Annotated in this window: 11 protein-coding genes and 1 pseudogene; 6 read left to right on the top strand and 6 right to left on the bottom strand. The window is 35.9% G+C overall.

The window, feature by feature from the left end; genetic code table 11:
• Positions 1-847 precede the first annotated feature (847 nt).
• From F6K54_RS20965 to F6K54_RS20975, 3 genes are all read left to right on the top strand, one after another.
• Positions 848-1,549 carry a class I SAM-dependent methyltransferase gene (locus F6K54_RS20965; protein ID WP_293081405.1) on the top strand — a complete coding sequence of 234 codons (702 nt, stop codon included), beginning with the start codon at positions 848-850 and terminating at the stop codon, positions 1,547-1,549.
• A 672-nt stretch (positions 1,550-2,221) separates the two neighbouring features.
• Positions 2,222-2,797 (top strand): hypothetical protein, encoded by a 576-nt coding sequence (locus F6K54_RS20970; RefSeq protein WP_293081408.1) that lies wholly within the window; start codon positions 2,222-2,224, stop codon positions 2,795-2,797.
• A gap of 258 nt (positions 2,798-3,055) precedes the next feature.
• Positions 3,056-4,303, top strand: coding sequence for a glycoside hydrolase (locus F6K54_RS20975; RefSeq protein WP_293081410.1), 1,248 nt, complete (start codon positions 3,056-3,058; stop codon positions 4,301-4,303).
• 519 nt (positions 4,304-4,822) lie between these two features.
• Here F6K54_RS20975 and F6K54_RS20980 read toward each other — a convergent pair.
• Together F6K54_RS20980 and F6K54_RS20985 are read right to left on the bottom strand one after the other, a co-directional pair.
• A complete protein-coding gene (locus F6K54_RS20980; RefSeq protein WP_293081412.1) occupies positions 4,823-6,037 on the bottom strand; it encodes an SGNH/GDSL hydrolase family protein in 1,215 nt (404 codons plus the stop codon).
• 753 nt (positions 6,038-6,790) lie between these two features.
• Complete coding sequence (locus tag F6K54_RS20985) at positions 6,791-7,888, bottom strand: SGNH/GDSL hydrolase family protein (RefSeq protein ID WP_293081414.1); 1,098 nt, start codon at positions 7,886-7,888, stop codon at positions 6,791-6,793.
• 258 nt (positions 7,889-8,146) lie between these two features.
• Between F6K54_RS20985 and F6K54_RS20990 the strand changes: the two genes are divergently transcribed.
• Both F6K54_RS20990 and rnc read left to right on the top strand, forming a co-directional pair.
• Positions 8,147-9,511, top strand: a complete 1,365-nt coding sequence (locus tag F6K54_RS20990) for a CHAT domain-containing protein (protein ID WP_293081417.1) — start codon at positions 8,147-8,149, stop codon at positions 9,509-9,511.
• A gap of 833 nt (positions 9,512-10,344) precedes the next feature.
• The gene (rnc, locus tag F6K54_RS20995) at positions 10,345-11,082 is read left to right on the top strand and encodes a ribonuclease III (protein ID WP_293081419.1); all 738 of its coding nucleotides are present in this window, start codon (positions 10,345-10,347) and stop codon (positions 11,080-11,082) included.
• A gap of 880 nt (positions 11,083-11,962) precedes the next feature.
• Here the strand turns inward: rnc and F6K54_RS21000 are convergent.
• Positions 11,963-12,706 carry a hypothetical protein gene (locus tag F6K54_RS21000; RefSeq protein WP_293081421.1) on the bottom strand — a complete coding sequence of 248 codons (744 nt, stop codon included), beginning with the start codon at positions 12,704-12,706 and terminating at the stop codon, positions 11,963-11,965.
• Between the two features lie 493 nt (positions 12,707-13,199).
• Positions 13,200-14,153, bottom strand: a complete 954-nt coding sequence (locus F6K54_RS21005; RefSeq protein ID WP_293081424.1) for an N-acetylglucosamine kinase — start codon at positions 14,151-14,153, stop codon at positions 13,200-13,202.
• Positions 14,154-14,880: 727 nt separating this feature from the next.
• On the opposite strand from F6K54_RS21005, the gene F6K54_RS21010 reads away from it, so the two are divergent.
• Complete coding sequence (locus tag F6K54_RS21010; protein WP_293081427.1) at positions 14,881-16,716, top strand: Eco57I restriction-modification methylase domain-containing protein; 1,836 nt, start codon at positions 14,881-14,883, stop codon at positions 16,714-16,716.
• Between the two features lie 973 nt (positions 16,717-17,689).
• Here F6K54_RS21010 and F6K54_RS43830 read toward each other — a convergent pair.
• Both F6K54_RS43830 and F6K54_RS21020 read right to left on the bottom strand, forming a co-directional pair.
• A pseudogene (locus F6K54_RS43830) lies at positions 17,690-18,169 on the bottom strand (hypothetical protein); the annotation flags it as partial.
• Between the two features lie 848 nt (positions 18,170-19,017).
• A partial coding sequence (locus F6K54_RS21020; protein ID WP_293081431.1) for an RNA-guided endonuclease TnpB family protein occupies positions 19,018-19,350 on the bottom strand: 333 nt, incomplete at its 5' end.

Consider the following 19,350-nt stretch of genomic DNA (forward strand, 5'->3'; position numbering starts at 1 on the left):
CGAGTATACGATCAAGCAAGTATTTATGCGTAAATTTTTTACTTCATTATTTGATCGACGAAAAAAGTAATTGAGATGATTTGTATAGTATAAATACCTGCAAAGCTACGGATTTATATACTACTTTTAATGATACAAACTGAAGTGCGGAATGTGGGTTTAAAGGAAAAAAAATGGTCGTTTTGCTACGCAAAATGTTTGCGGAGCATGACAAACGGAAAAAGCGGAGCTTCCCGTAGGGTGAGATGGCTAGGTCTTGGAGCCATATCCAATCGACCAAGAGAAGAAAAAAATTTCCCTTTTGCGTCAATTCTCTTATTTTCAAGGAGAAGTAATTACAGCATATTCCAAGTATATGAAGTACAAATATTAATAATTAAATGAATGCAAGTGCGGGCATCTTGCCCGCGAGGGGTATACCTCACACTTGGTGGAACACGTTGTATTAATTATTAATTAGGGTTTGCTGATTAAATATCGCGCGTATTGACTGATATTGGTTTGAGCAATTTTAGGTCTGGAAAAAGTGCGAGGTTTTAGGTGGTAGTGGTTCAAAAATTCAGGATTTTGGTCAAGAGTTGGGCAGAACAATCTTGGGACAAAACGCCCGCTCCTACCTCCTCCAAATTCCCATTTCTCCTGTCCCCCTCCCCTCCTGGGAGGGGCTAGGGGTAGGTTGTCTCCTGTCTCCTACCTTCACCCATAAGACTTTTTCAGCAAACCCTAATTATTAATTGTTGAAGCATCCTAATTGTTCTTTCAGGATTTAATTTTTGAAGTTCACATCTCCTGTAAAATCTGCTAAAAATATAAAGATACTAATATTTGAAAAAAAGCCACTGTAATAATGATAACTGTCAAAGAAGCAAGAGAAAAAGCAATATCTTTTCTTAGTAACCAAGGACTTGAAAGAGAATTTATTGAAAATGCCTCAGTCAAACTTGATGATGCAGAAAAATTGATTAATATCAGCCGTCAAAAAAATCCTCAAAAAATATTAGAAATTGGCACATTTGTTGGAGTTTCCACTGCTGTATTAGGGTTGTGTCTGCCAGAGTCCGAAATTGTTTGTGTCGATGCCGATATTCCTGTAGAACTCCTAAATCTTCTTTGCGTTAAACAATTTGAAATGAACAATAAACAAACTCATTTATATTTTGTGGAAAAAGTGCTTAAACACTTTGAAATTTTGACAAGATTTACCTTAAAACGAGGTTTTTTTTCTTGCGGTTTTCCCAACAAAGAAGATTTAGATAAAGTTGTAAATTATGGGATTAACCTTGAAGACAGAGAAATTATTGGTCAAGAAATATGTGAAGAATATGGACCATTTGACCTAGCATTTCTTGATGCAGATCATCGAACAGAAGCTGTCAAACAAGACCTAACATTACTTTCTAATTATATTAAACCAGAAGGAACAATTATTCTTCACGATGTTGGTTTAGATTATTGGGGACAACAAGTACGAAAAGGAGTGGAATTGTTCTTAAAAGAACATCCTCAAAAAAAATTTAATATTGAAGGTGAAATTGGCTTTATCTCTTAAAGTTTTGTCAGCAACAAATAATTCTTAAAACTTACAGCAGTTTTGGAGTTGATGAGGTACAAAATCTTAGGACTTTATGGAGTAGGGAAAAAATATTAATCTTAAAACTCTACCTCACGCTTCCTAAAAAGTGCTGTAAAATTGGGTCAAAAATTCCAGATACCGAGTTTCTAGCACTGCTTTAATCAGAAACTCGGTTAAATTTTTAGGGACTACCAAATAAAAAATTATCCCATTAGCTATGAAAGTAAGGGAGTAGGGAGTAGGGAGTAGGGAGTAGAGAAGAAATTGAAAAAGTAAGGGAGTAGAGATTAGCTAGTTAACGATACATTGGGATAATTTATTTTCTGCTATTCCCTTATATCTTATATAGCAGATACATCAAGTTCGGCAATTCCTGGCCAAAGTCGGGAAAACCTTTCATAGCAACGTGACGGCAGAACCATCAACGCAGGCGGTATCGCGCTAACGGGCCGCTTCGCTAACGCAATGTTTTGAGGAATATCCCCAAAGCACCATTCCAAAAGCGAAAATTCCTATGCTCAAAGTGAAGTTCTAAATAAATTGAAAATTCTCCCGATCAAAGCAAATTTCTAAAGAATAAGCTATAAGTAGTAATAGAATGAGGGGTCTGACCCCTCGATGCAGTTACAATTTTATCAAGGATGTCCAATGCTAAAGACTTTTCCGATTGATACAACGCGAAATATCAATCCTCTAACCAATAACTTCAGGGTCAACAATTTCAACAGATATACCGTAGCCATTCCTGACGATGAAATGACTAAATCAGAACTCTTACAACTCTCAACAATGTCTAGTTGTATTCGCCTTGGCCTAGAAAATTTAAAATCCTTTGAAGTAGTAGACCATCAGTTTAGAAATTGGGGCTTAACTTTCTCTAATGCAATTGCGATCGAACCCTCAAACCCTGCTTTTGCAGTTTCTCCAGGTGTCAAAGTATTAATGGGAGCGCCAAAAAGTGGCCTAATAGAAATTCACTTTAAATTTCCAGTCAAGTTTGTCAGTGGAGTGGTTACCAGTTCTCGTCGAACAATCTTGTCAGCCTATAATCAAAATGAAGAACTTTTGGCCAAAGACGAAATGTCTGCCTCCAACTTGCTTGACTCTAATTCAAATATTCCTCCAAATTCTCAATTAACTGTGAATGCCGAAAACATTTACAAAGTTAGTTTCTATGCTTTTGACGGTCAACTAATAATTGTAGATTTGAAGTTTGGCTTCTGAAACTCCCCAAAAGTTCCATCGAGCTTCAAGATTTGATACCAATTTGAAAAAAGAATGTTACAAATAGCTTCAAACTTTAGATGTCGAATAATTTGCTGAAATTACTGAAAAATAAAAGTTTTGAGCTATAAAATCATAATGCATGACTTTTGACTTTTGAATTCCGTGAAACGGTATGAGAACTACTCCTAACTTTTCTTAATAGTGCTATAAGTAATAAATCTATGAATAGTTTAGTACCAGGAAGAGTGTCAGAACGTGTCAAATCTCAATCATCTGTCTATATTTGTCCCCTGGTTACATTTTCATCAACCTCCGATTTGGAATAATGGTCAACTACAGGGCAACTTAGAAAAAATGCTTGGTGGTGAAGAAAACTCTGAAGAGCATTGGAATGCTCAATGGTTTGCTCAAGCATACAAAAATCCTGCCCGTTATGCGAAACAACTCACACAAGAAGGCCATAAACCTCGGATGATGGTAGATTACTCTGGGGTATTGCTGGAAGAAATGGCCAAGCTTTCTACTAATGGTATTTTTTCTCATCTTCACGTTGATAATGAACCAGTAGGAGATTTAATTAGTCTCTGGCGAGAAGTTCTCACAGAATATTCAGACACAATAGAATTTACTGGTAGTGCATATAGTCATTGCTATTTTCCGGCCACTCCTGAACGAGACCATGAAGCTCAAATTATGGAATGGCGACGAGTCTTTGCGGACCTATTTGGGGCAGAGGCACTATCGCGGATCAGAGGGTTTTGGTTGCCGGAGATGGGTATGACAGGAGACTCTGCTGAAGCATTGAGATTTATACGTCTGTTGAAGAAGTGTGGTTATGAATGGATTATTTTACCCAATGCAGCATTGGAACATCCTGAAGGTTGGAGTACGCCAGAGTTAGAAAATAGAGTGCATTGGTTGGTGGTAGAGTCAGGTGGTGAGTCGGAACGTATTCTCTGTGTGGTTAGGGATACGGATATGGGTATTCGACAGCAAAGTGGTCAAAATGCTGAGGGTTGTATTAGTGATGTGCGATATCGTGGGCAAGAAGTGGGAATGAAACCGCCTGCTTTGGTTGTGCCGACTTCTGATGGGGAAAATGGTAATGTGATGATGTTTGAATATTTTAAGAACTCTTTTGTTCCTCTGTTTCGGGAGAGCGATCGCTGGTCTGATGTAGGTTTTCTGACTGTAAGTCAATATATCGATACATATTTATCAGAGGGTTCAGCTACAGAGGTAAGACTTAAGTCAACCGGGGGTTCGTGGATCGGGGGGCATCAGCAATGGCAAGAAGGAGACTTAAGGCAAGAGGTATTGGCAGCAGTTGAAAAGTTGAGTCAAGATTATGCCAAGGTTGTAGAATCTGGCAAGGGATCTGCTGAAAAAACTAGGGCGTTATTATTGTGTGAAACCAGTTGTTTTGTTTATTGGGGTTCTGATTTTTGGGCGGAACAGGCAAAGTTATGTATTGAGTGGGCAAGTGGGGGAGTAGGGGAGTAGGGGAGTGGGGGAGTAGGGGAGTGGGGCAGGGCTGTTTCATTCTCAATAGACACGGGGACGCGGAGACACGGAGACACGGGGATGCAGGCTTTTAAGCGGCGTTGAACTAAATATCCTCTCAGAGCTTAAATACGCTTATTGGCGCTCAAAATCGGCAAATTTTGGCAAATTTCACTGTTCCACTATCCCCATTATATCATGTTCGGTTGAATACTTACACTTTGGAGGAAGGAAGGCAGAAGGCAACCCACCCCTAACCCCTCCCAGGAGGGGAAAGCAGAAGGGAAGAAAGGGTTAAAAGGGATAAAGTTTTTTTATAACTGATTATCCGAACATGATATTACTCCCGTTCTCCCGCTCATCCTTAAATCTACAATACTTTAGAACAGCCCTGCTGGGGAAGTGTGGGAAGTGTGGGGAGATGGGGAGATGGGAGCATTTTTTTAGGTGAAAATATCAGGAACGGGAACGGGCAAGATGCCCATTCCACAATGAAAACTGCTGTAATGCAGTGTAGGGTTAAACCAGACCCTTTTTTATTTCCCCTGTTGCCAGATGAGCTGTTGCCTGTTGCCTGCGCACAGCGCTATACTTCTGCTTGAAAGCTGACATTGCAAACAAACTTGCGCCAATTCCCACAAAGCTCAATGTAGAAGTAGGTTCTGGAACGGTTTGAAATTCTGATTTGAGAGCAGATAAAGCTTTATCGGCGACTATCTGATTAGATACTTCTGTAGGATGAACTATATCCCAGAATAAGTATTCATCTGAATCGGGAACATCGATATCGCAGGACTCTACTGAACCATCTGCTCCTAAAAAAGCATCTGGACAAAAAGCTAGTACTGTATCTGACCAACTGTCTGTTGTATTGGTAACATTAAACTGACTAGGATTTTCAAATATCTCATCTACAATAGAGTTAACATCTAATAGAATGATTTTTGCTCCAACTAAAGATTGATTTAATTCAGCGATCGCATCCTCTAATTTTTGGTTATGCTCATCAGTTAACTCGTTCAGAATATTAGATGTATTTGTTAATGTAGCTAAAGGACTAATACCTAATGATGGTAAGTTAGGGATGAGGAAGTTGCGAGCGCCTATGTTATATAAAGATGCGATCGCGTTGGAAATATTATTAATAGTTGTATCTGTATTAGGTGGTGCATCTGGTTGTGGTGTAAAACCTAATGTAAATAGAGGATCTAAAAGATAATCATTTGCACCAGTCCAAATGGTATATAGTGCTTCGGAGTTAGCTGAATTATCTGTTGCTAACAGAGGAGTAATAAAACTTTCAAGTTGTTGCTGTAAACCTAGAGGAAAATCATCAAGAATATTCTGGTCTCCGCTGAGAGAACCACCAGTGGCATAGTTAGCTCCATCGGGCGAAACAGAAAAATTAGTAAAAAAAGCTGTAGGATTTAAGTTTAAAGATGATGCTAGAGATTCTATCCAAATAGGTCTGTTAGAAAATCTACCCTCAAAAGAGAGGGGGTTTCCTGGAAATACTCCACCTGTCTGACTAAAAGAATTTCCTGTATCTGAAAGACTATCTCCGAAAATAAACATTTGAGAAAAATCCAAATTGGAATTATCGGAGTTGATATTTGCAGCAGACACAGGAAATATACCCATAGTTAGAGCAGATGTACTTAAGGCAATGCTTATGGAAAAAACATGATTCATTTTTGCACCCTGTTCGATGTAATAACTACCAAATATTTGCATATTCGCAAAATTTTTTAGGGATCTCAATTATGACATAAAAGTTAAAAATTTTCATTATTAATGCTTCATAAAATACTTTTTTTGTTAGTTATAAAATCAATCAAGATTCACAATTTTATCATTAGTTTACCTGTTTTTTGGTGTTGTTGAATAAATGTATTATTTCACAGTTTTCAGGAGGACTGAGTCAGTAGGTAGAAAAGAGTTTTTCGGTGATTTTAGAGAAAGAAATAGGTATAATTTGGTAAGCATTTCCTGTGAAGTGCTGCGCAAACAGCTCTTAGAAGTCAGCTAGAGTGCAAATAATTAATCAGGACTTACGCAAAGGCACTATATATGGAGTGCTGCTCAGTTACGCTAGCGCTAACACACCCTACTGGACTGTTTCATCTTAAATGTTGCATTAGAAAATGGGGTGATGGGGGGATGGGGTGATGGGGGGATGGGGTGATGGGGGGATGGGGTGACGAAAAAAGCGCTCTGCACTATTTTAGGTGAAACAATCCACTACCAATAGCGTTCATTCGTAAGTCCTGTTAATATTTCACAAACTTGTAGAGATGCTTTATGAAACATCTCTACAGTCTTATTCATAGCTCTTCAAAGATATTAGACATCTCCAAAAATCAAAAATAAAATCAATTCTTATCCAGAAATTATCAATTATTCCCCTCCACCGGAGGGGTTAGGGGTGGGTTCCCTGTTCCCTGTTCCCAGCTCCGGTGTTCCCTCTTTTCTGGAGGTGTCTATTGATTATATTTTCTGTTTCTGCTTTTGTTTATCTTTCTGTTTGAAAGCTGATATAGCTAATGAACTTATACCTAATCCAAATAAACTTAATGTAGAAGTAGGTTCAGGAATAGTCTGATTATATTCAGATTTCAGAGCATATAGAGCTTCATTTGCTATGAACTGATTAGCTGCTTCCGTAGGATGAATTAGATCCCAGAATAAGTATTCATCTGGATCGGGAACATCGATATCACAGGATTCTACTGAACCATCTTCTGCGAAAAAAGCATCTGGACAAAAAGCTAGTACTGTATCTGACCAACTATCTGTTACATTGGTAAAACCAAACTGACTGGAATTTTCAATTCTATCATCTACAAGAGAGTTAACATCTAATAGAATGATTTTTGCTCCAACCAAAGATTGATTTAATTGAGCGATCGCATCCTCTAATTTTTGGTTATGCTCATCAGTTAACTCGTTCAGAATATCAGATGTATTTCTTAATGTAGCTAAAGGAGTAATACCTAATGATGGTAAGTTAGGGATTAGAAAATTTCGGGCACCTACGTTATATAAAGAGGCGATTGCATTAGAAATATTATTAACAACTATATCTGTATTAGATAGAGGGTCTGAATAATCATTGGCACCAATCCAAATAGTATATAGTGCCTCAGAGTTAGCTGAACTATCTGTTGCTAACAGAGGACTAATAAAACTCTCAAGTTGCTGCTGTAAACCTCGAGGATTGCCATTAATATTCTTGTCTCCGCTGACAGAACCACCAATAGCATAGTTTGCTCCATCAGGTGAAACAGAAAAGTTAGTAAAAAAAGCTGTAGGATTTAAATCTAAAGATGATGCTAGAAATTCTACCCAAATAGATCCAGGTCCGTTAGAAAATCTATCCTCAAAAGAGAGGGAGTTTCCAGGAGATACTCCACCTCTGAGACTAAAAGCATTTCCTGTATCTGAAAGACTATCTCCAAAAATAAACATTTGAGAAAAATCCAAACTGGAATTATCGGAGTTGAAATTTGCAGCAGACACAGGAAGTATCCCTATAGTTAGAGCAGATGCACTTAAGGCAATGCTTATGGAAAAAATATGATTCATTTTTACACCTCGTTCGATGTAATAACTACCGAATATTTGCATATTCGCAAAATTTTTTAATAGTATGGAAAATTACCGAATAATTTAAATATTTACTCAAAAGCGAAATTTTATTTTGACAAAAAAGCAAATTTATGGTATTATTAAAAGCTAGTAATATTTCCTAACTTCTCAGATATTTTTTGCACAACTCAAGTAGGATTGCTAGGGATAGAAAAATATATTTGAATCAGTAATACTAGCCTGTGGAGTAAAACTATGTATCATCAGAAATGGAAAAAAAGAATTATTTTTTGTTTATTATTTATCTTAATTTTTTTTAGTACTATTATCTTAAATATTCTGCTGGTAAAACAATCAGCGATCGCTGTAAAAGAAGAGGACTGGGATAGATTTTTAGAACAGAAAGACTTTATTGAAGCAGTAAATCAAGTTGAGCAACATTGGGAAAGAGACTATGAAAATTACTTTGATGAAAATCTAGCTGACTTTTCAGTAACAGCTGAAGGTATCGCTGAAACCCTTTCAAATATATCTCAACAAACTGGTACAAAACCTGCTGTTATCTGGGTTTGGCAACGAGCGAAGCAAATGCAGTTAGTATTAATAACTCCAGGGAAAAAACCAGAAATTTATAGTGTTACTGATGCTGATAGACCACAGTTAATTAATACAGTTAGAAGGCTAAATGTAGAAATTACAAATCCTAGAAAACGCAATACTAAATCATACTTAGGACCAGCACAAAAATTACATGAATGGATGGTAAAACCATTAGAGCCGACTTTAGAACGGGAAAAAATAGATACTATTATGTTTTGCTTAGGTATGGGTTTACGAACTTTACCATTAGCAGCATTACATGATGGAGAAAATTTTTTGATAGAAAAGTATGCTCTTACTAGAATTCCAGCATTTAATCTGATAGATACTAACTATAATAAAATTAAAAATGCTCAAATATTAGCAATGGGAGCATCAGAATTTAAAGAACTAGAACCTTTGCCAGCAGTACCAGTAGAAATTAACAAAATCACACGATTTTCATGGCAAGGTAATGCTTTAATGAATCAAGATTTCACGGTTAACAATTTACAAGAACAACGACAAAAAAAATCTTATGAAATAGTTCATTTAGCTACTCATGCAGAGTTTCGACCAGGAAAACCAGAGCGGTCTTATATACAGTTTTGGAATGATGAACAAATCGGGTTAGATGAAATAGAAAAATTAAAACTGAATGACCCCCCAGTAGAATTATTAGTTTTAAGTGCTTGTCGCACTGCTTTGGGAGATGAACAAGCAGAATTGGGTTTTGCAGGGTTAACGGTAAAGTCAGGAGTTAGATCGGCATTAGCAAGTTTGTGGAATGTCAGCGATATCGGAACATTGGCACTAATGACAGAATTTTATCAACACTTGCAAAAAACACTACTGAGAGCAGAAGCACTCCGACAAGCTCAAATTGCAATGATACGAGGGGAAGTAGGTATAAATATGGGTGAGTTAAGTGGAACTAAGGGAGAGTTACAACTACCACCAGAATTATCAGAGTTTGGTAATGAAATTTTTTCCCACCCTTATTATTGGTCAGCTTTTACATTAATTGGTAATCCTTGGTAATATCATGTCCTGTTGAATATTTACACTTGGGAGGAAGGAAGGCAGAAGGCATAAGGGAAAATATCACGCTATTATCCGGATATGATATAAGTCTTCTGAGGTTTGGTAATTTAGACGCTAGATCTATATATCTTTCTCAAGGAAGGCAGAGGACAGAAGGTAGAAGGGAAAGAATTATCACACTATTATCCGGATATGATATAAGTCTTCTGAGGTTTGGTAATTTAGACGCTAGTATCGATATATCTTTCTCAAGGAAGGCAGAGGACAGAAGGTAGAAGGGAAAGAATTATCACGCTATTATCCGGACATGATATAAGTCTTCTGAGGTTTGGTAATTTAGACGCTAGATCGATATATCTTTCTCAAGGAAGGCAGAGGACAGAAGGTAGAAGGGAAAGAATTATCACGCTATTACCCGGACATGATATAAGTCTTCTGAGGTTTGGTAATTTAGACGCTAGATCGATATATCTTCTCTACCTTTCTATATGTAATAATATTATAGATTATTTAACTGTAAAAATAAATATAGGACTTACGCATTACAGCGTATTTTCGTCCGAAACAACCGACAGGGTTTGCGGAGCATTCCGGAATGGAAAGCAACCTCAAATCCATGTTTTTCGGACCTCATGGGTAAGTCCTGAAACGAATATTCCTAGTTTTTCGGACCTCATGGGTAAGTCCTGAAACGAATATTCCATTGCACTGAACTTAGCAAAGCAGGGAGTAGGTAGTAAGAGAGTCCAAAATTTGGATAATTTATTTTTGCTCTTCCTAAACCCTAAAAGTAAACAAATAAACTGGGAGATACCACAACCATCCAAACAATGACTCAAATATATCATCCTCGCCAAAAGCAACTTCAATCTCTAATAGAAAAGTTATCCATACCTCAACAAGCAGCAATAAAATGGAATTTACTAGATTTGGCTTTAACCCATTCTACAGTTTCCTCAACACATAACTATGAACAATTAGAGTTTGTAGGTGATGCAGTAGTACGACTGGTAGCTGCCGAGTTACTATTTGAAAAATATTCAAATTACCCAGTAGGAGAATTTGCCGCCATTCGTTCTATTTTGGTGAGCGATCGCTCTCTAGCACAAATTGCAAATAAATATGGGTGGAGTCGTTATTTACTGGTATCTAAAAGTGCAGCAGGAGATCGAGCTGGAGAAGAATCACGAATAGCAGATTCTTTTGAAGCTGTTTTAGCTGCTCTTTATTTAAGCACGAATAGTTTAGAATTAATTCGCCCTTGGTTAGACTCTCACTTTGAAGTCTTGATTGCAGAAATTCGCAGCGATCCAGCTAGGCAAAATTATAAAGCAGCTCTCCAAGAATGGACTCAAGGTCATTACAAAACACTGCCAAATTATCAAGTTGAGGAAACAAATAAGATTCATGGCGATCGCGGACGTTTCTTTGCAGAAGTTTGGTTTAAAGGTAAGAAGCTTGGCATGGGTAAGGGACCATCAATTAAAGCTGCCGAACAAGCCGCAGCTAAATCTGCTTTGAATAAATTGAAAACTCAAAGTTTTGAACAATTAGACGATCAACTTTAGTACCTGACAGATAACGTTATATTATGTCTGGTTGAATACTTTGGAGGAGTCAGGAGTCAGGAGTCAGGAGGAAATAAAGAAGGAAGTTTTAGCGTTGGTGAATTAGTGTATAGATAGGATCGGCTTTTAAATCACTCAATTATTAGAAATTGATCTCAATCAAGTTGTATAAGGCTAATGCACATTTAATCTAGGGTTTGCTGATTAAATTTAAAATAATTACCAGATAAAGGTTTTAGCCTTTTTAGACATTGAAAAAGTACATGGTTTTCAACTCTTGTTGCTCAAAAAGTTAACATTTTTAGCAACAAGAGTTGGGCAAAAAAATTCTCCCCTACTCCTCTACTCCCCTACTCCCCTACTCCTCTACTCCCCCGCTCCTTAAAAAGACTTTTTCAGCAAACTCTAATCTAGTATAACTACCACTCATGCCATCTGGATGAATATTTGCTATAAATCTTGATTCTTTATGATGTAATAGGACTTACGCAGTAGAAAGTATTTCCATCCGAAGCAACCCATAGGGAAACAATCTCAAACCCTACTTTTTTGTGCCTCGTGCGTAGGTCCTGTGTAACATCAAATCCGGGAGAATTGGACATCAAAAAAATCTCCAATTATCATAACTACGCTCATCAAAGTAATTCTCTCTCCTCCTGATATCATGTCCGGTAGCATCGGAGCGTGTATAAAATTAAGGTGACACTCTTGAGAAAACCTTCTGCCTCCCCCCCTTTCAAAGGGGGGTAGGGGGATGCCTCCTGCCTTCTGTACACCAAAGTCTAATTATTCAACCGGACATGATATGACTCCTGAGTCCTGAATTCTGACTCCTCCTGACTGAACCAATCTATAACTGTTTAACCTGATTTGATATAAATTAACGCAATGCAAAATCAGACCGTAATCTCAAGTCTAAATCTTCCTCTGGATAAATCACGACTACCTCTGCTTTTTCCCGACCCAATAATACTCCAGCTAAAGCACCCAACCCAGCACCAGCTAATACTCTTTCTGTCGCAATTACTTTATCCCCAGTAATACCAGATAGTAAAGTAGCTGCTGCAGCACCCACAGCGGCACCCTTCAAAATATCTCCAGCATCAGCACCCTGTCTAATTCTTTCAGTATCGGTAACCACCCTAGAAATAGCGTCAAAACGAAACCTTCTGCGACCGCGGATAATTAATTGTTCGGCAAAAAATTGAGTACCATCTGAAACAGGTTGTAGTTGACCTTCTATTAGACTGCCAAAGGGTATAATTACTCTTCCTTGAACATCTCGAATATCTTGTGCTACTGTTAGCCTTAATCTCATAGATTCATCTGGACTCAGGACTACTTTTTCTGCTTCCTCATATTCGACAGGGATAAGTGTTCCTGCTGGTATTCCCGCTACAGAAAATGGTCTTCGTTGGTTGTTTGGAATTTGACTTTGTTGGTTATTTGGAATTTGACTTTGTTGGTTATTTGGAATTTGACTTTGTTGGTTCCCAAGAAACGGTTTTCGTCGATAAAATTGAGCCATAGCAGGATTTGAAATTAGAGGTGTTGCTGTGGTTAATGTCATACCTAAAGTTAATAATAAAGATGTTCCAAAACGGCTTGTTTTTGAATTAAACATAGGTAATATTCTCCAAATAGAAAGTGTTCGGTAGTGTAATAAATATCTGATTAGATATAGTAGTGCAACCTCAGTTATTTAAATTTTTAAGGTATAGCAGTTGAAGCAAAGATTAGGACATCTTAACAGCTTAAAACTCAGATAACGCAAGATTTTTCCTTCTTGTTTCTTGCTTCTTCTGCTATAAGGGAAAATTGCTAAAATTTTTATATAACAAGATTTTGAATTTCCTGTTCTTTGCCTACATAGGGCTTGCTGATTAAATCTAAAAGTATTTACAGATAAAAGTTTCAGCCTTATTAAGTTGAAAGAAAGTACCATATTTTCGGCTAATAAGGCTCAAAAAGTTAGTGTTTGTGGATATAGTTGGGCAGAAAAATTAAGGGATAATTTTTACTCCTGCCTCCTCTAAATTCCCCATTCCTCCTGTCTCCTGTCTCCTGTCTCCTGTCTCCTGTCTCCTCCCCCCACTAAAAGACTTTTTCAGCAAACCCTACATAGCAATAGCTTTTAAGGCTAAAATTCCTGCACCATAAGCTGGTTGATTTCGAGGCCAGATGATTTTCGCAGCAGGAGCAACCGCTATAATAGAATCTTCAAATTGACTGCGAAAATTAATCATACTCTTCCAGACACTTCCAATAGTAACAACCTCAAAAGTTTCGTGGGGCTGAAATAAGGTAGATATCACAATTTTTGTAGCTATGCTTAACTCCTCTACAGCATCGTTGATAATTTTCTTAGCAACCTTATCTCCCTTATCTGCGGCTGCGGAGACAATAGGAGCAAGTGCTGCTATCTGTGTTGGACCCCATCCACGACGATAGATTACTTCTATTAGACTTTCAATATTTGTTAGGCCCAGATATGCTTGAAAATCTGTAATTAGAGTCGTGGGTAATTCACGTCCATCATAACTTTTCAAGGCTGCTTGTAAACCCCGAATAGCTATATTATAACCACTACCTTCATCTCCCAACAGATAGCCCCAACCACCAACTCGTTTAGTTAACCCCTGACTATTTTGGCCGAATATTTGAGAGCCTGTACCGGCCATAGTAACAATACCTACGGAATGACCAATACCACCGACCAGAGCGATCGGGCTGTCGCTACAAATAATTATTGTATTTGGCTGCAAATCCCATTTTATCGGCAGATTAGCAATAATTTCTTGGAGGAAATTTTCTACTACTCGAACATCTTCTGGTCTTCCCACTCCTGCTAAACCTAAACAAATACCGGAAATTTCGTGATGGCTATTACTGTTAGTAATGGCTTGATTAATAGCGGTTTTAATCGATTTTTTTGCCACTTCAATTCCTACACTTTGATAATTTGACGGACCGCTTTTAGCACTACCAATAACTTGATAATTTTCATCCATTAAAACTACTTCTGTTTTGGTGCCACCGCCATCAATTCCTAAAACATTTACTTTTTTCATATTCTATAATTTTAAGCATTCAGCTATTAGCTGTCAGCTCTCAGCTCTCATAAGGGTGTTTTAATGAAAATAGACTGTTTCAACCAGCTTTTATAGTTAAGTATAAATTCTTTCTCAATTAGTAAAGCTTTTATCTAATACCATTTCTCACGCATTATTGCTACATCTCCTTGAGAGTAGGGAGTAGGGAGTAGGGAGTAGGGAGTAGGGAGTAGGGTTAAAAGACATAAGATATTTTGGTTTAATGCCGATAATCTTTACAAACATTACTGAAGCATTATTATTACTTAATAACTGAAGTCGCATCGGAAGTATAGCATTATTTTTGGGAATTGGTATAAAACTAAAAGCAATAGCTGATTGCTGATAACGTAGTTCCTCCGATAGGAGGCTAGCTGACGGCTAAATGCTTACCTATAATTAGGGTTTGCGCTCAAAAGTCTTTTAGTAGGGGTAGGAGACAGGAGACAACCCACCCCTAACCCCTCCCAGGAGGGGGAGACAGGAGAAATAGGAATGAGCAAGGAGGTAGAAGTAAGAATTGTAAGAATTATTTTTGTGCCCAACTATGCGCCTAAAATACTAAATTTTTGAGCGTTTTAGACTTAAAACTAGGCATTTTTTAAAAGCAAAAAAAAGGCTAAAACCTTATATTTAGCAGTGCTTTGATATTTAATAAGTAACCCCTAATTACTATTATTCATATAATTTAAAGGCAGGAAAAATTTTGAGATTAGAAACAAATAATCCCGATGATATAAGAAGTATCACAAATAGTCAGAATAAGCTGAATCTAACTCCTGAATTTCAAGATGTTGCTTATGGCTTAATTGTTAACCTGAAAAATCATCATTTAAGAGACTTTTTGATTGAGAAAATCCTTTTATCTGGAAAGCAAAATATTAAATCTGATGTAACTAACCTAGAAATATTTGAAAAATCTCGTTCTCCCCGTTTAGGAGCATTTTACACTTCTGAGGGTTTAGTCAAAAAAATTATTTCACAAATCGAATTTCAACCAAATTTTAAATATTTAGACCCTGCCGTTGGTACTGGTAATTTTATTCTGGCATTGACTAGACAACTACTGACTAAATTTCATTTTAATTCTGTGGATGAACTCTTAAAGTCAATCTATGGATTTGATATAGATTGGGAAGCTCTAGAAATTTGTAAAATTCGGTTTTTATTAGAACTAGAGCAATTTTTTAGTATTGATATTTCTACCTATCAAGACCTAAATTTTTATCATACAGATTTTACGGCTAAAGCCTCACAGGGATTTGACTTTATTAATGATTTTAACATTATCTACAAAGACTCAAAACCAGTAATTAACATCAAAAAAGAACTGAAATTTGATTACATTTTCGGCAACCCACCTTTTGTGACTTTTTATGGCAGACGGAGTAAAAAATTGCCAGAAAGTCATAGAGAATATTATTTAAGTAATTATGAGTTTATTCCTGATTTAGTAAAAAATGGCAAATTAAATTTGTATATGTTTTTCATCGAACATGGTTTAAATATACTCACAAAAGGTGGTCATTTAATTTACTTGCTAGATAATTCCATTTACGAAACCTCAGCCTATTATATTCGCAAGTGGATTATTGAAAATTTCCAAATTAAATCTATTCAGATGGGTTTAGCTGATTTTGAGAATGTCGCTAGTGGTCAAACAATTTGGCATATTACTAATATTTATCCGAAACAACCTGTTTTAATAGAAGATTTTTCTCAGAATAAAATTCAGCAAATAAATCAGGATAAATGGTTGAAAGATGTCGAATGTAGAGTCAGTATATCTCACTCAAACTCAATTTTAGATAAGCTTACTCAGAATCAACTATTGGTTGACTATTTTCCCAGAAAATCAATTAGAACCTGTTGTATGTTGTTAAATTTAACTGAAAAATTTTTAGTTACTAAAGAAGATTATCAAAGAGATAAATCTGGATTAATTATGCCTTACCTTGAAGGAGGAAAATCTTTGTCATCTCCAGATAAACCTTTTGAATTTTCTCATTACATTAAATATGATTATGAATTGCAACTTCGACTTAGTGAAGAAATTAGAGTTAGATTGGAGAAAGAAGGTATTAAAAATAAAAAGCGTATTGGTTTAGGTCAACTGGAAATTTACCGATCGCCTAAAGTTTTTATTAGACAATCAAGCGATCGCTTAATTGCCAAATTTACTAATGAAAATTTTATGGCAAATAATAGTTTATATGTATTAACTCCTATTTATTCTAATTTTCAAAAGGAAAACTGGGAAAATATTTTAATTTATACGGAACGCTTACTCAACTCGAAATTATATTTATATCTGGCATATCAGATGAATGTTATTAGAAAAAATCCTAAGCAACAGCCTCAAATCAAAGTCAGTGATTTAAAAAGATTACCTTTTTGGTTGGATGAAAAAAGTTTGTTTTTTGAAAAAATTATTAGTCTCAGCCCTATAGACCGGAATAAAATTGATTGCCTCATTTACGAAGAGCTAAAATTGACTAATCAAGAAGTTAGTAAAATAGAGTCCTTCTCACTTCTTGTTTGAAATCATTAAGCTCTGATTCTAATTTATTAATTCTTCTCTCTATCTTTTGTTGCCTTCTCACTAAAGATTCTTTTCAATAATTAATAATTAATAATGAACAATTACCTCGATAAATTTTTCCTCAATTTTTTGATTTTACTTATCTGCTGAAGTTATCTCAAAGCTGCTCTCTATAAGGTTTTCTAGAGTTGAGTAGCTACCTTTACTCTTTTTTATACGACTAAAAAATAATTTTATATTAGTTAAGGTTATAGTTTTTGCTTTATAGATTTGTAATTTAAACTGATTTTGACAAAAAAAGTTCAACTTAGCTATTTAGGGTGAAAATTTTTGGAAAAATAGCGATTTCGCGCCTCTATAAACAATCTTTCAATAAACGCTATAAGTATTGATATGCAAGAAATACAAGATTTTTGCTCAACACCAATTTTTGATGTATATTGGAAGTAAGTCTGTCGCTCTGCGTATAAGCTTATAAAAATGAATGAAAGCATTATGAAAAAAATGCGATCCCTGAAGGCGTGCTAAAAGCGATCGCAAAATGGCATAGACTACTATTAGAATGACTCTAATTTTTATTAGAGTACTCGATTAAAGTAATACAAGAATGTCAAAATTTATGGGCAACTTAATAGTTATACCCTTTAGTTCAAAGCAGGGCATAGATGAATGGCATCGGGAAAAATCCTAAATCATAGCCTCAAATCAAAATCAGCCATTTGAAAAGACTACCTTTTTGGCTAGATGAAAAAAAGCTAATTTTTTGAGAAAATTATTAGTATTCACCCCATGGATATAAATAAAATTGATAACCTGATTTGCCAAGAACTAAAATTTACCAATCTAGAAATTAGCGAGATAGAGTCTTGATCACTTCTTGTTTGACATCATCAAACTCAAATTCTAATTTATTAATTTCCTTTTCTATCTTTTGCTGCTTTCTGACTAAAGAAGCTTGTACTTTTTCTTTTAGTCAATCAAGAAATTCAGTTAAACTTCGAGGTTGAGGATAAGCAGCATAGTTAACTTGTAATTGATTATTTGGCTGAATCCTAAAAGAAGAATTAATATCTTTCAATAAAAAAATATTAACCATTTGACCACTTGGAGTTTCTACAAATCTCAGACCATTTTTATCCTGAATATAAGCCAATTTACAATAGACAGCAAAATAATTTCCATTCTTGAAAAAATCTAGAAATTTTTTGTAAGTTCCCATATCTGGATTACTATTTTTGTAAGCTGTATTTGTAGCCTTGATATCTATCCAAATTAATTCTTGCTCCTGTTCGGTAAACTGATATATAAAGTAAATATCATAAGGATTTTTAGTTGCTCCTTTAGGAGATCCTGCAACTTCAATAATTTTTTCTTTTCTCTTAGCTATCTCAACAAATTTGTCTTCTAAAATATCACTTATTTCTGCACCAGCTCTAGAGACTGCCCTAATGGGTAAAGTAGGATTTTATAAAATTATTTACTGAAAAATTGTATTGATTAAATTCAGAATTATTTTCTCTTTTTCCTACCATTTCATGTCGATAAAATTTTGACTATAAAAAAGCTGAATAACTTACAAAACCTATTCAGCTATTTCTAACAAGATTCTCAAATAATAATTTACAGCAGATTCCGCACTAATGATGTAAAACTGACGATTGGGAATATTTTTTGTCTATTCCCTATTCCCTAAAACCCTAAATATAAGTACCTCATAACATCGAGAAGTGCTGTCTATATTTCAACAGAAAAATATTAATTTTCTGATAACTTATAACTTATAACTGATAACTGAAATAACTGCTTCTTCTTTTTTATAAGACTATAAAATACTTTGATATTAATTAAACTTATAATTAATTGATTAACATATTTATAATTTAAACTAATTTTGGCAAAAAAAGTTCAAATGAGCTATCGAAGACCATATTTTAGGGAAAAATCACGATTTTGCCCCTGTATGAGCAATCTTTTCATAAACGCTACAAGTATTGATATGCAATAAATACAGGATTTTTGCTTATCGCTCAATTTTGATCTATATTGATAACAAGTCTGTCGCTCTGCGTAAGTGCTTATTAAAATGAAAATAGCATTAGTGAGTGGGAGTGCGATCGCGTAGTATCACAAAATAGTATTGATAAGATTGATAACTTTTTCTACCATTTTATATTGATAAAAATTTCGACCTTGACATCCTCCCGACGTTGCTCTACGAGACAGCGCGGGATTCCCTAGCATCACTGTTAGAGACTTTCTGTTTCTTAGCACCAGCATAAACGAGACTTATTCCCAGAAGGTCTAAAAGCGCGCTCCACAGACTGACACTGCTCCTCCCGCAGCCAAAATATTTACCGAAGCGTTTATGTCCCTGTCATGGTGACGACCACACTCTGGGCAATCCCACTCTCTTACACTTAGAGGTAATTTTTCTACTATATGCCCACAATTAGAGCAACGCTTAGAACTGGGAAAGTATCTATCAATCTTGATTAATTCCCGTCCATACCAATCAGCTTTGTACTCTAATTGCCTGACTAATTCTCCCCAGTTAGCATCACTACCCACCCCTCTTGCTCCCCTCCCGGGAGGGGATGGGGGTGGGTTATGGTTTTTGACCATATTCTTTACGGA

Origin of the sequence: Okeania sp. SIO3B5 (genome assembly GCF_010692555.1) — a bacterium.
In the GTDB taxonomy this organism is placed as follows: Bacteria; Cyanobacteriota; Cyanobacteriia; order Cyanobacteriales; family Microcoleaceae; genus Okeania.